The following is a 13,232-nucleotide window of genomic DNA, read 5'->3' as shown; positions in this document are numbered from 1 at the left end:
GTGAATTTCGGACTCAGCGAAGAACAGGAGATGATCGTCAGGACGGTCAGGGACTTCGTCGAGACGGAGATCTATCCGCACGAAAACGAGGTCGAACGCACCGGCCTTGTACCGCCCGATCTTGGGCAGGATATCAAGCGCAAATGTATCGAGCTCGGCTTCTATGCCTGCAATTTCCCGGAGGAAATCGGCGGTGCCGGGCTTGATCACCTCACCTTTACCCTGGTCGAGCGCGAGCTCGGCCGCGGTTCCCTTGGGCTCACCGTCTTCTTCGGCCGTCCATCCGGTATCCTGATGGCCTGCGAGGGCGAGCAACGCGAGCGCTATCTCCTCCCGGCGGTGCGTGGCGAGAAAATCGACGCTCTCGCCATCACCGAACCCGATGCCGGCTCCGATATGCGCGGCATGAAATGCGCGGCACGGCAGGATGGCGACGATTTCGTGCTCAACGGCACGAAGCATTTCATCTCGCATGCCGATGTTGCCGATTTCGTCATCGTCTTCGCCGCGACCGGCGAGGAAGAGACGCACCGTGGCGTCAAGAAGAAGATCACCGCCTTCCTGGTCGACCGCGGCACGCCGGGCTTCGACATTCTCAAGGGCTACGACTCGGTTTCGCATCGCGGCTACCACAATTCCATCCTGAGCTTCACCGACTGCCGCCTGCCGAAATCGCAAGTGCTGGGAGAGGTGCATCGCGGCTTCGATCTTGCCAATCAATGGCTCTACGGAACGCGCCTGACAGTTGCCGCCACCTGTGTCGGCCGGGCGCGCCGCGTCTTCGATCTGGCCCTGCCCTACGCCGCGGAACGCAAGCAATTCGGCAAGCCGATCGGCGCGAACCAAGGCGTGTCGTTCAAGCTTGCCGACATGATCACCGAGATCGACGCCGCCGACCTGCTCACGCTGTCGGCCGCCTGGAAGCTCGACGCCGGCATCCCAGCCAACCGCGAGATCGCCTCGGCCAAGCTCTACGCCTCGGAAATGCTCGCCCGCGTTACCGACGAGGCAATCCAGATCTTCGGCGGCATGGGATTGATGGACGACCTGCCTCTTGCCCGCTTCTGGCGTGACGCACGCGTCGAACGCATCTGGGACGGCACGTCGGAAATCCAGCGGCACATCATCAGCCGCGACCTGCTTCGGCCGTTCGGAGCATGAGCCCATGACGCAACGCTCGCTCGACCGCCTAATCAGACCCAGAACCATCGCCGTCTTCGGAGGCAGGGAGGCGCGGCGCGTCATCGAGCAATGCGACCTCATGGGATTTTCTGGCGAAATCTGGCCGGTACATCCGACACAAGACAGTGTGCTCGGCCGGCGCTGCTATCGCTCGGTTACCGAATTACCGGATGCGCCGGATGCTGCCTTCGTTGGCGTCAACCGGACGCTGACTATCGACATCGTCAGGGATCTAGCAGCCAGAGGCGCCGGCGGCGCCGTCTGCTATGCCTCGGGCTTCAGCGAAGCGGTGGCGGAACTGGCCGATGGCGGGGATTTGCAGCAGGCGCTTGTCGAGGCAGCCGGCGCCATGCCGATTGTCGGGCCGAATTGCTACGGCATGATCAACGGCCTGGATGGCGCCCTGCTCTGGCCGGATCAGCATGGTATCGTCAGAACCGAGCGCGGCGTTGCGATCCTTACCCAATCCTCCAATATCGCCATCAATCTCAGCATGCAGAGGCGCGGCCTGCCGATCAGCTATCTGATGACGGCAGGTAACCAGGCACAAACCAGCCTGTCGGACCTTGCCCGGGACGTCCTTGAAGACCCACGCGTCACGGCCGTCGGCCTGCACATCGAAGGCTTCGGCGATATCCGGGCGCTGGAGGCGCTCGCAACACGCGCCCGAGAGCTGAAGAAGCCCGTTATCGCGCTGAAGATTGGCAAATCCGAACAGGCACAGCGCGCCACCGTCTCGCACACGGCCTCGCTCGCCGGCAGCGACGCGGTGGCCGGCGCCGTCCTCGACCGCCTCGGCATCGGCCGCGTCGCGACGTTGCCCGAACTCATCGAAACGTTGAAACTCCTGCATGTCGCCGGTCCGCTCGACAGCAATGCGATCTCCTCGATGAGCTGTTCGGGCGGCGAGGCCTCGCTGATGGCCGATGCCGCCGTCGGCCGGAATGTCGAATTTCGCGCGCTGAAACCCGAACAGATTCCAGCCCTGCGCGCAACCCTCGGCCAGATGGTGACGCTCTCCAATCCCCTTGATTATCACACCTTCGTCTGGGGCGATCTGGCACGGCAGACGGAGGCTTTCAGCGCCATGTTCGCCGGCGGCTATGCCCTCAATCTGCTGGTGCTCGATTTTCCCCGCGAAGATCGCTGCGACGGCGCGGACTGGATGATCACTGTCTCTGCCGTTGCCGCCGCCGCCAAGCAGACCGGTGCCCGCGCCGCCATTCTGGCGACGCTGCCAGAAAACATGCCCGAGGCGATCGCCGGGCAATTGATCGAAGCCGGCATAGTACCGCTCTGCGGCATCAGCGAAGCGCTGGCGGCGGCAGATATCGCCAGCGGCATTGCCAACGCATGGAAGAAGCCGCAGCCGCTCCCGCTTCTCAGCGCACGCGCCGAGGCGGGTGAAGTCGAGACCTTGAGCGAGGCCGAAGCCAAGGCCGAGCTTGCGACCTCAGGCCTTGCAGTTCCGCTAGGCATGACCGCCAAAACGGCAAGCGAGGCGGCCGACCGTGCGGAGCAACTCGGTTTTCCCGTCGCGCTCAAGGCGCTTGGCGTCGAGCACAAATCCGAAGTCGGCGCCGTCAAGCTCAACCTATGGGATAGGAACGCGGTCAGGGATGCGGCCGAAGGCATGGCTATGGTCGCTCATGGCTTCCTCGTCGAACGGATGGTCGACCGCCCCATCGCGGAGCTCATCGTTGGTGCCGTCCGCGATCCGGTCGTCGGTCTGACCCTGACGATCGGTGCCGGTGGAGTCCTGGTGGAATTGCTTGAAGATTCCGTCGTTTTGCCGCTTCCGGCGACGAAAGCCGAGGTCTTGGAGCGGATTTCGCGGCTGAAGGTCCGCAAATTGATCGAAGGCTATCGAGGCAGTTCAGCAAGCAGTCTCGAAATCGTTGCCGACGCCGTCCTATCAGCGGCAGAATATGTCGTAAAGAATGCCGCAAAGCTTGAAGAACTGGACATTAATCCATTGATGGTCCTACCAGAATCTCGCGGCGCCGTTGCCGCGGATGCTCTCATCCGGCGAAGGAGGTAGCAGAAGTTGCAAGACCCCATTCGAACCCGATGCGACAACGGCATCCTTGAGGTCATTATCGACCGGCCGAAGGCCAATGCCATCGATCTGGCAACGAGCCGCAAGATGGGACTGATTTTCCGCGACTTCCGCGACAATCCGGATCTGCGGGTCGCCATCGTCACGGGTGCCGGCGAGAAATTCTTTTCCGCCGGCTGGGATTTGAAGGCTGCAGCGAATGGCGACGCAGTCGACGGCGATTATGGCGTCGGCGGTTTCGGCGGGCTACAGGAGCTGCGAGATCTCAACAAGCCCGTCATCTGCGCCGTCAACGGTATCTGTTGCGGCGGCGGGCTGGAGATCGCGCTGTCGACCGATCTCATCATCGCCGCCCCGCACGCCACCTTCGCTTTGCCCGAGATCCGCTCGGGCACCGTCGCCGATGCCGCATCGATCAAACTGCCGAAGCGCATCCCCTATCACGTAGCCATGGACATGCTGCTCACCGGCCGCTGGCTGAATGTCGAGGAAGCCCATCGCTGGGGCTTCGTCAACGAGATCGTCATGGCCGACAAGCTGATGGACAGGGCCTGGGAACTGGCCCGCCTGCTCACAAGCGGGCCGCCGCTCGTCTACGCGGCGATTAAGGAAATCGTTCGTGAAGCGGAGGGCTCGACGTTTCAGACTGCCATGAACAAGATCACCAAACGGCAGTTTGCGACCGTCGACGTCCTTTATTCGAGCGAAGATCAATTAGAAGGCGCACGGGCTTTTGCGGAGAAGCGAGCCCCAATCTGGAAAGGAAGGTAGAGGCGGCAGCAACCGCTAAATTTCCCACATGCTCGCGGGCGACAGGCTTCAGGCGGAAGAGGAACCGAGACCTGAAGTGGCTTGTTCGGGAGCTTTGTCAACACGGCAAGAAGAAGGAACAGGGGAATGAACGATTACACGAAATATCTGGCAAGCCGCGTCACCGCGGGCGGGCTTAGCCGCCGCGAATTCATGGGACGCGCCATGGCAGCGGGCGTGACTTTAACGCTCGCCGACAAACTCTTCACCGAAAGTGCAATGGCGGCCGAACCGAAGCGCGGTGGTCATCTGAAGCTTGGCCTGGAAGGCGGTGCCGCGACCGATTCCAAGGACCCGGCCAAATTCCTGTCGCAGGTCATGTTCTGCATCGGCCGCTGCTGGGGCGACATGCTGGTGGAATCTCATCCGCTAACTGGTGCCGCCGTTCCGTCGCTCGCAGAATCCTGGGAGCCGTCGAAGGATGCCGCCACCTGGACTTTCAAGATCCGCAAGGGCGTGAAGTTCCACAACGGCAAGGATCTGACGATTGACGATGTTGTCGCCACGCTCAAGCGCCATACGGATGCGAAGTCGGAATCCGGCGCCCTCGGCGTCATGAAGTCGATCAAGGAGATCAAGGCCGATGGCGACAATCTCGTCCTGACGCTGACCGAAGGCAACGCCGACATGCCGTTGCTGCTGACTGACTATCATCTCGTCATCCAGCCGAACGGCGGCTATGACGATCCCCTCGCCTCGATCGGCACCGGTCCCTACAAGCAGGTCAGCTTCGAGCCGGGCGTGCGCGCCACCTTCGAACGTAACAAGGACGACTGGCGCACCGATCGCGGCTTCGTCGATTCGGTCGAGATCATTTGCATGAACGACGCGACGGCGCGTATCGCCGCTCTGTCGTCGGGTCAGGTCCACTACATCAACCGCGTCGACCCGAAAACCGTCGATCTTCTGAAGCGCGCGCCGACCGTCGAAATCCTGTCTACAGCCGGCCGCGGTCACTATGTCTTCATCATGCATTGCGACAAGGCGCCCTTCGACAACAACGACCTGCGCCTGGCACTGAAATACGCCATGGACCGCGAGACGATGGTCAAGAAGATCCTCGGCGGTTACGGCAAGGTCGGCAACGATTTCCCGATCAACAGCACCTATGCTCTCTTCCCCGAAGGGATCGAGCAGCGTACCTACGATCCCGACAAGGCTGCCTTCCACTACAAGAAGTCCGGCCACAGCGGCTCGGTCCTCTTGCGCACGTCGGAAGTCGCATTCCCCGGCGCTGTCGATGCGGCCGTTCTCTATCAGGAAAGCTGCAAGAAGGCGGGGATCAACATCGAGGTCAAGCGCGAGCCGGGCGATGGCTACTGGACGAACGTCTGGAACGTCCAGCCCTTTTCCACCTCCTACTGGGGCGGTCGCCCGACGCAGGACCAGATGTATTCCACCGCCTATCTCTCGACGGCGGACTGGAACGACACGCGCTTCAAGCGCCCGGACTTCGACAAGCTTCTGCTTCAGGCCCGCTCCGAACTGGACGAAGCCAAGCGCAAGGAGCTTTACCGCGCCATGGCGATGATGGTGCGCGACGAAGGCGGTGTCATCCTGCCGATGTTCAACGATTTCGTGAACGCCTCCACCAAGCAGGTGAAGGGCTATGTCCACGATATCGGCAACGACATGTCAAACGGCTACGTCGCGACCCGCGTCTGGCTTGACGCCTGATGCCCGAAGCCGGGCGAAAACGCCCTCATCTCTGACACAGCCGGGACCGCGAAAGGCTTTCGCGGTCCTCCCGACGTTTCAAGCAATTCCCGGAAAAAGCGCAGCTGTTTTCCGTTCGGAATTGCGTAAAACAACAAGATTGAGCGGCTCAACGATTCCCTGAAACTGGAACCGCTCTAAGTGCGAGGCATCGGCCATGTCCAATCCGCCCCCCGGCACAGTTCTGCCCGGGCTGAGGTTCAAGCAGCGTTTTCCGCTGCTGTCCCTCATTATCGAGCGTTGCGTGCTCAGTATCATCCTGCTGTTTGCGGTATCCGTTTTGATCTTCGGCGGCCTCGAAGCCTTGCCCGGCGATTTTGCAACCACCTATCTCGGCCAGTCGGCGACGCCGCAGGCGGTCGCCAATATCCGCGAGGAACTCGGCCTCAACCGGCCTGTTGTCACTCGCTATGTCGAATGGCTCGGCAACGCCGTTAAGGGCGATTTCGGCACCTCCTGGGCCAGCAAGAACTCCGTCAGCGAGCAGATCGGCAAGCGGCTCGGCAATTCGCTGTTTCTGGCCGGCTTTGCTGCCTTGATCTCGGTGCCGCTGGCCGTCTGCCTGGGTATGTTGGCCGTCCATTTCAGGAATCGCATGCCGGACAAGATCATCAACGTCATTTCGCTCGCGGCAATCTCGCTGCCGGAATTCTTCATCGGCTATCTCCTCATCATGTTCTTTTCCGTCAAGTTCGGCATCGCGACATTTCCGGCGACGGTGTTTGACGGCATGGGCTTCGTCGACCGGCTGAAGGCGATCGCGCTTCCGACCGCGACCCTGGTGCTGGTCGTGCTTGCGCATATGATGCGCATGACCCGCGCGGCCATTCTGTCCGTCATGTCCTCGGCCTATATGGAAACCGCCGAGCTGAAGGGGCTCTCCGCCTTTCGCGCCATCGTCAAACACGCCGCTCCCAATGCGCTGGCGCCGATCATCAACGTCATTGCGCTGAACCTTGCTTATCTCATCGTCGGCGTTGTGGTCGTCGAAGTCGTCTTCGTCTATCCCGGCATGGGCCAGTACATGGTCGATGCGGTGACGGTACGCGATATGCCTGTGGTCCAGGCCTGCGGCCTGATCTTCGCCGCCGTCTACATCTTCCTCAACATGACGGCCGATATCCTCGCCATCGTCGCCAACCCACGTCTGAGGCATCCGCGATGAGATTGAGAGACATCCCCATCACCGCCTGGATCGGCATCATCGGTATCCTGATCGCCTTCATCTGCGCCATCTTCGCTCCCTGGATCGCCCCTTACGGCGAGACGGAAGTCGTCGGCAATGTCTGGCAGCCCGCCGATGCGCAATATTTCTTCGGTCTCGACAATCTCGGCCGCGATATCCTGTCGCGCCTGATCTACGGCACCCGTACGACACTGTTCGTCGCGCTGACGGCGACGATCATCTCTTTCTCGCTCGGCATCATCTTGAGCTTCACCGCCGCCGTCTCGCGCGGACTGATCGACACGGTCTTCTCGCGCTTCAACGACCTGATGATGTCGATCCCGACGCTTATCTTTGCGCTCGTCGTGCTTGCGGTCCTGCCGCAGAATCTGATCGTGCTGATCCTCGTCATGGCCATCCTCGATTCCACTCGCGTCTATCGCCTCGGCCGCGCCGTGGCGCTCGACGTCGCGGTTATGGAATTCGTCGAGGCGGCCAAGCTTCGTGGCGAAGGCAAGATCTGGATCATCTTCCGCGAGATCCTGCCGAATACGCTGTCGCCGCTGCTGGCGGAATTCGGGCTGCGCTTCGCCTTCTCGATCCTGTTCCTCTCGACACTGTCCTTCCTCGGCCTCGGCATCCAGCCGCCGGCAGCCGACTGGGGCGGCATGGTCAAGGACAACAAGGACGGTATCATCTTCGGCATTTCAGCCGCCCTCGTGCCGGGCTCCGCCATTGCGGCGCTCGCAATCTGTGTCAATCTGGTGGTCGACTGGCTCCTAAGACGCACCTCCAGCCTCAAGGGAGGGCGTGGCGATGCCTGAGCTTCTTTCCGTTCGCGATCTCAAGATCGAGGCGACCAGCTATCCGCCCGGCGAGCCGCCGAAACGCGTCACCATCGTCGACGGCGTTTCCTTCGATCTGCAAAAGGGCAAGGTGCTTGGCCTGATCGGCGAGTCCGGTGCCGGCAAATCGACCATCGGCCTTTCTGCGCTCGCCTATGGACGCGGTGGCGCCGAGATTACCGGCGGCCAGGTACTGCTCGATGGCGTCGACATCCTGCCGCTCGGCAAGTCCGGCATCCGCCGGATTCGCGGCGCGCGGGTCTGCTACGTCGCGCAATCCGCCGCGGCCGCCTTCAATCCCGCGCATCGCCTGGGAGATCAGGTGATCGAGGCGACAGTGAAACACGGCCTGATGACGAAGGAGGAGGCCAGAAAGCGGGCGCTCTATCTTTTCAGCGTGCTTGGCCTGCCCAGCCCGGAAACATTCGGCGAGCGCTACCCGCATCAGGTCTCCGGCGGCCAGCTGCAGCGCGCCATGACCGCCATGGCGCTCTGCTCAAACCCGGAACTGATCGTCTTCGACGAGCCGACGACCGCGCTCGACGTCACCACGCAAATCGATGTTCTTGCGGCGATCAAGCACGCCATTGAGGAAACCCATACGGCGGCACTTTACATCACCCATGACCTTGCCGTCGTCGCCCAGATCTCCGATGACATCATGGTGCTGAGGCACGGCAAGACGGTGGAATATGGCAGTGTCCAGCAGATCATCGAGGAGCCCAGGCAAGACTATACCCGCGCCCTGGTCAATGTCCGCCAGGAGGCGCGAGCCGAAGCTGCGGATCAATCGAGCGCACTTTTGAAAATCGAGAATATCAGTGCACAATACTCCAATGGTTTCAGGGTATTGCATGACGTTTCTCTACATGTTCCTAAAGGCCAGACATTGGCCGTCGTCGGCGAATCCGGTTCCGGCAAATCGACGCTCGCCCGCGTGATTACCGGCCTGTTGCCGCCGAGCGACGGGCGGATCTCCTTCGACGGCAAGCCGCTGACGCCGGCCTTGAAAAACCGCTCGCGGGAGGAACTGCGGCGCATCCAGCTGATCTACCAGATGGCCGATACTGCGATGAACCCACGCCAGACCGTGCGCGATATCATCGGTCGCCCGCTGACCTTCTATGATGGCCTGCATGGCGCGGCGAAGACGGCGCGCGTCAAGGAATTGCTCGACCAGATCGAGATGGGCAACGGCTTCATCGACCGCTATCCGGCCGAGCTTTCCGGCGGCCAGAAGCAGCGCGTGGCCATCGCCCGTGCGCTTGCGGCCAAGCCGGAACTCATCCTCTGCGACGAGCCGACCTCGGCGCTCGATCCGCTGGTCGCCGAAGGCATTCTGAAGCTGCTCTTGAAGCTGCAGGAAGAGGCGCGTCTCTCCTACGTCTTCATCACCCACGATATCGCCATCGTGCGCGCCATCGCCGACAGCGTCGCCGTGATGCACCGCGGCAAACTCGTTCGCTTCGGACCGAAATCCCAGGCGCTTTCGCCGCCCTTCGACGATTACACCGACCTGCTCTTGAAATCCGTACCCGAGATGGAGATCGGCTGGCTGGAGCGCGTGCTGACGACGCGGAAAATGGAAAGCGCCGGAAATTGAAGCTTCGGCGCTTTCAATCTAGCCGCTCAATACCGATCCGCTTTCGTGCCAATCGAGAGCTCAGCGCATAAGGCGGGCGCTGAGTTCGCGGGCGAGCGTGGCTGCGTTGCGTCCTACAATCATGCTCTGATGGTTGCCGGCGACATCAACCCAGTCCGCATGAACGAGCAAGCGCCCCCATATGGTCTTGGGATCGCAGTCGACCGGAGAGCCTTGCAGGCTGCGATAGAAAGTCAGCTCCCCGTCGTAACGGCTCGGTTTGTAAAGGCCCTTCATCCGCAGGAGTTGTCTGGCAGCCGCATCATAAAGCGGCGGATAATCGCCCATCCATTGGGGCGCCAGTTCCGGATAGTAGGCCGTATGCGGGTCGGCGTAGCGGAAAGAAAGGGGCTTCAGTTTTTTTGCGAGAAGTTCCCGTCGCTCGATAGTTGGTCTGCTGGCCTGAATCGGTGCTTGCCGAGGCGGTTGAGAAGCGACTTTCTTTAGATTCTTCTTTCTGGTTCGGGCTCGTCTCCAGCGTTGCCACATGAATCTGCCCCAGGCCATCAGCGGCCACTCCTGCTCGCCAAAGGGGGTGTCGAGCATTCCGAGGAACGCAACCTTTTGCCCCTGCGCCCTCAAGGCGCGAGCAAGCTCCAAGGCAAAGACACCGCCGAAAGAATAACCGAGCAATCGATAAGGCTCTCCGATCCCGGCTGCTTGCAACGCTTTCAGCGTGCTTTGAACCTCGTCTTCCACGGTTGCCGGCTGTTGACGATCGCGGTCGAATGCTGTCAGCGCAACGCCGAGGATCGGTCCTGGAAAGCTGATCTCCCCGATAAGCTGCTGCATTTCCAGAAAGCAGCTTGCGCCTCCGGCAAATAGCAGCAAAGGCGCCGCGCCTTCTCCGCCTCGGAGCTCTATGATTTTCGGCGAGACCGAAAGGTCTTCGTGATTGGAAATCGCAAAGCCAAGCGCTTCAAGGGTGCGGTGACGATAGAAGACATTGACATCCATCTCTTCTCCCGTTTCGTTCCACCAGCGCTTTATAAAATTCAAGACACGGTTGACCGAAACAGCATCAGGAATGTCTGCGTCGCGATTCAAATTGTTTTTCGCTTCCTGACGAAACAGATCATCAAAGGAGGCATGCAGGCCGGAATCTACATCCGTTCTCGTCGAGAAAAGCATCTAGGCATCCCCAAAATGTCGAAGTATGCGTCACTAAACGATATGATGACTGTTATTCTTATAAAGCGATCCTTAATATATTCCGTAGAAGCACAACTTTTTCTTGTGTTCGAGATTTTTCACTGTCGAAAAACCTGCAAGGGCTGAAAAGGAACCCTTCGGCAATCGGAGTCGTCAATACTCGGCTGGCACCGCATATACTTCGGCTGAAGGATCCGTGAGGAACGAGCGTACCGTGGGCGGCAGTTGCCGCGATGACAACGGCAAGGGTCCGCAACGCGAGAGAAGTTCGCGCAGATCGGGCTCAGCGCCGACGTGGCGCCAGATCATCCGCGACGCATAGGGCAGGTTTTCCCTTCGCCAGGAGACCCCCATGGTCGTTCCGCGTAGATAGACGCGCTGGTGCTCGTCGAATGGCAACAGGATCGTCTGCGACAGCATGGAGTTGGGGCCGACGACGCGCTCCGTAATGAAGATCCGGTTCCTGTAGAACGCCGCCAAGCCTACATATTTCGAGAATTGCTGGATACCGTTTCCAGGGTCGCGCAGGCGTTCCATTGACTTGACGTGCACCAGTCCAGCCTGCTCGACAAGACGACTGCACGAGCAAACGACCATTCCGGGCCAGGACGGCGAGCGATGATAGGTCTGGAAGTAACCGACATGACGCCTGAGTGCGATCAGATTTCCCGGAAACGCCTTGAGGAGCTCTGAACTTTCGTTGAGACCCAAAGCCGGCTTGCGAAGGCGTTCGCGAAAGAGTTTGGGCGCAATGAGGAAATCGGCGGCGTCGAGATCGAAATACTTCGCGATGCGCGCCATGTTATGGGCTGACGGCCTCGTCTGGCCATTGATATAGCGGTTGAATTGCTGCCGATTGATATCAATTGCACGGCATAGCTGCGAAATCGAACGCTGTGTTGCACAGGCGATCTTGAGGTTCTCGACCAGGTAAGGCATCAGCAGCTCCGTCTTGGAAAGACTAGCGTAAACTCGCTTAAAGATGCGTCAAGTCGCGAAATTGCGTCGGCCCGCTCGGCCTCTACGTTTCCACCTACAAAAATGGAAACGAGGGAACTGTCATGACGCATGAAAAGGATCAATCTTCGCAGCTGAAAATCGGCCGCCGCCACTTCCTCGGCGGTGCCGTCGCGCTGGGCGCCTTGCCGGCCCTCGCCTCCGGCCTCCTGATGCCGCGCGATGCCCGGGCGCAGGAAGCGAAGCGCGGTGGTCATTTGAAGCTGGGCCTGAAGGGCGGCGCCACCAGCGATGCGCTCGACCCGGCGACCTATAGCGCATCCGTATTGTTCGTCATTGGCCGCCTCTGGGGCGATACGCTGGTCGAATCGGATCCCAAGACCGGCGCTCCCTTGCCGTCGCTGGCATCTTCCTGGACGCCATCGGCGGACGCCTCCGTCTGGACCTTCAAGATCCGCAATGACGTGCAGTTTCACGACGGCAGCAAGATGACCGTCGCCGATATCGTCGCGACGCTGAAGCGGCACGCGGACAAGAATTCACAGTCGGGCGCCCTTGGGCTGATGGCCTCAATTACGGGCATTGAAGAAAAGGCGGGTGATCTTGTTCTGACGCTAAGCGAAGGCAATGCGGACCTGCCTCTGCTTTTGACCGACTACCACCTGATCATCCAGCCGAAGGGCGGCGTCGACAAGCCTGCGGCAGCTGTCGGTACAGGCCCTTACATTCTGAAGAGCTTTGAACCCGGCGTTCGCGCAACTTTCGAGAAGAACTCCAAGGATTGGCGCCCTGATCGCGGTTTTGTCGACAGCGTGGAAATCCTCGTCATCAACGACAACACCGCCCGCATTGCAGCGCTTGCCTCCGGCCAAGTGCATTTCGTCAACAATGTCGACCCGAAGACCGTTCCGATGCTGCAGCGGGCACCGACCGTCGATATCGTCCGGAACGCCGGCAAGGGCTTCTATTGCTTCCTGATGCATTGCGACACAGCACCCTTCGACAACGCCGACCTTCGGCTCGCGCTGAAATATGCCATCGACCGCCAGTCGATCCTCGATAAGGTGCTTGGCGGCTACGGCACGATCGGCAACGACTATCCGGTCAATTCCAACTACGCCCTCGCCCCGACCGATATCGAGCAGCGGCCGTATGATCCGGACAAGGCCGCCTTCCACTTCAAGAAATCGGGTCTCGATCGCCCTGTTCAGTTGCTCACCTCCGATGCAGCCTTTCCTGGCGCCGTGGATGCGGCGATCCTGTTCCAGCAAAGCGCGCGCAAAGCCGGAATCACGATCGACGTGAAGCGCGAACCGGAGGACGGCTACTGGACCAATGTCTGGAACAAGCAGCCCTTCTGCGCCTCATTCTGGGGCGGCAGGCCGACACAGGATTCGCGCTATTCCACCTCCTACCTGTCGACGGCGGAATGGAACGACACCCGTTTCAAGCGCCCTGACTTCGACAAGCTGGTGCTGCAGGCAAGATCCGAACTCGACGAAACCAAGCGCAAGGTGCTTTATCGGCAACTGGCTCTGATGGTGCGAGACGATGGCGGTCTCATCCTGCCCGTCTTCAACGATTACATCATGGCCTCTTCGAAGACGCTGAAGGGATATGTCGACGACATCGGCAACGATATGTCCAACGGCTACATCGGCAGCCGCGTGTGGTTTAATGCATAAATCTCATCGGGATATATGA

General features: G+C 60.4%; 10 protein-coding genes. 8 read left to right on the top strand and 2 right to left on the bottom strand.

Annotated elements, in window-relative coordinates:
- From AC13Q5_RS18470 to AC13Q5_RS18440, 7 genes are all read left to right on the top strand, one after another.
- Nucleotides 1–1,161 (top strand): acyl-CoA dehydrogenase family protein, encoded by a 1,161-nt coding sequence (locus AC13Q5_RS18470; protein ID WP_488502691.1) that lies wholly within the window; start codon nucleotides 1–3, stop codon nucleotides 1,159–1,161.
- Nucleotides 1,162–1,165: 4 nt separating this feature from the next.
- A complete protein-coding gene (locus AC13Q5_RS18465; protein ID WP_488502690.1) occupies nucleotides 1,166–3,223 on the top strand; it encodes an acetate--CoA ligase family protein in 2,058 nt (685 codons plus the stop codon).
- 6 nt (nucleotides 3,224–3,229) lie between these two features.
- Nucleotides 3,230–4,012, top strand: coding sequence for a carnitinyl-CoA dehydratase (locus AC13Q5_RS18460; protein ID WP_488502689.1), 783 nt, complete (start codon nucleotides 3,230–3,232; stop codon nucleotides 4,010–4,012).
- A gap of 126 nt (nucleotides 4,013–4,138) precedes the next feature.
- On the top strand, nucleotides 4,139–5,728 hold the full coding sequence (locus AC13Q5_RS18455) for an ABC transporter substrate-binding protein (RefSeq protein ID WP_075854189.1): 1,590 nt from the start codon (nucleotides 4,139–4,141) through the stop codon (nucleotides 5,726–5,728).
- A gap of 196 nt (nucleotides 5,729–5,924) precedes the next feature.
- Entirely contained in the window at nucleotides 5,925–6,932 is a 1,008-nt protein-coding gene (locus tag AC13Q5_RS18450; RefSeq protein WP_075854188.1) for an ABC transporter permease, read from the top strand.
- A complete protein-coding gene (locus tag AC13Q5_RS18445) occupies nucleotides 6,929–7,756 on the top strand; it encodes an ABC transporter permease (RefSeq protein WP_075854187.1) in 828 nt (275 codons plus the stop codon). The genes AC13Q5_RS18450 and AC13Q5_RS18445 overlap by 4 nt, the downstream gene beginning before the upstream one ends.
- Complete coding sequence (locus tag AC13Q5_RS18440) at nucleotides 7,749–9,380, top strand: ABC transporter ATP-binding protein (RefSeq protein ID WP_488502688.1); 1,632 nt, start codon at nucleotides 7,749–7,751, stop codon at nucleotides 9,378–9,380. The genes AC13Q5_RS18445 and AC13Q5_RS18440 overlap by 8 nt, the downstream gene beginning before the upstream one ends.
- Before the next feature lie 60 nt (nucleotides 9,381–9,440).
- Here AC13Q5_RS18440 and AC13Q5_RS18435 read toward each other — a convergent pair whose 3' ends face one another.
- Both AC13Q5_RS18435 and AC13Q5_RS18430 read right to left on the bottom strand, forming a co-directional pair.
- Nucleotides 9,441–10,550 carry a thioesterase domain-containing protein gene (locus tag AC13Q5_RS18435; RefSeq protein WP_488502687.1) on the bottom strand — a complete coding sequence of 370 codons (1,110 nt, stop codon included), beginning with the start codon at nucleotides 10,548–10,550 and terminating at the stop codon, nucleotides 9,441–9,443.
- Between the two features lie 174 nt (nucleotides 10,551–10,724).
- Nucleotides 10,725–11,510, bottom strand: coding sequence for a helix-turn-helix domain-containing protein (locus AC13Q5_RS18430; protein ID WP_457878439.1), 786 nt, complete (start codon nucleotides 11,508–11,510; stop codon nucleotides 10,725–10,727).
- 122 nt (nucleotides 11,511–11,632) lie between these two features.
- Between AC13Q5_RS18430 and AC13Q5_RS18425 the strand changes: the two genes are divergently transcribed.
- Nucleotides 11,633–13,213: an ABC transporter substrate-binding protein gene (locus tag AC13Q5_RS18425; protein ID WP_488502686.1), complete on the top strand. Its 1,581-nt coding sequence runs from the start codon at nucleotides 11,633–11,635 to the stop codon at nucleotides 13,211–13,213.
- Nucleotides 13,214–13,232: the final 19 nt, after the last annotated feature.

The sequence above is a fragment of the Martinezella sp. CNPSo 3964 genome (assembly GCF_057784375.1).
This window is presented reverse-complemented; position numbering and strand designations above follow the sequence as displayed.

Excerpts from the sequence above, each read along its gene's own strand:
- AC13Q5_RS18465 (WP_488502690.1), top strand. The coding sequence starts at position 1,166 with ATGACGCAACGCTCGCTCGACCGCCTAATCAGACCCAGAACCATCGCC.
- AC13Q5_RS18455 (WP_075854189.1), top strand. The coding sequence starts at position 4,139 with ATGAACGATTACACGAAATATCTGGCAAGCCGCGTCACCGCGGGCGGG.
- AC13Q5_RS18450 (WP_075854188.1), top strand. The coding sequence starts at position 5,925 with ATGTCCAATCCGCCCCCCGGCACAGTTCTGCCCGGGCTGAGGTTCAAG.
- AC13Q5_RS18445 (WP_075854187.1), top strand. The coding sequence starts at position 6,929 with ATGAGATTGAGAGACATCCCCATCACCGCCTGGATCGGCATCATCGGT.
- AC13Q5_RS18440 (WP_488502688.1), top strand. The coding sequence starts at position 7,749 with ATGCCTGAGCTTCTTTCCGTTCGCGATCTCAAGATCGAGGCGACCAGC.
- AC13Q5_RS18435 (WP_488502687.1), bottom strand. The coding sequence starts at position 10,550 with ATGCTTTTCTCGACGAGAACGGATGTAGATTCCGGCCTGCATGCCTCC.
- AC13Q5_RS18430 (WP_457878439.1), bottom strand. The coding sequence starts at position 11,510 with ATGCCTTACCTGGTCGAGAACCTCAAGATCGCCTGTGCAACACAGCGT.
- AC13Q5_RS18425 (WP_488502686.1), top strand. The coding sequence starts at position 11,633 with ATGACGCATGAAAAGGATCAATCTTCGCAGCTGAAAATCGGCCGCCGC.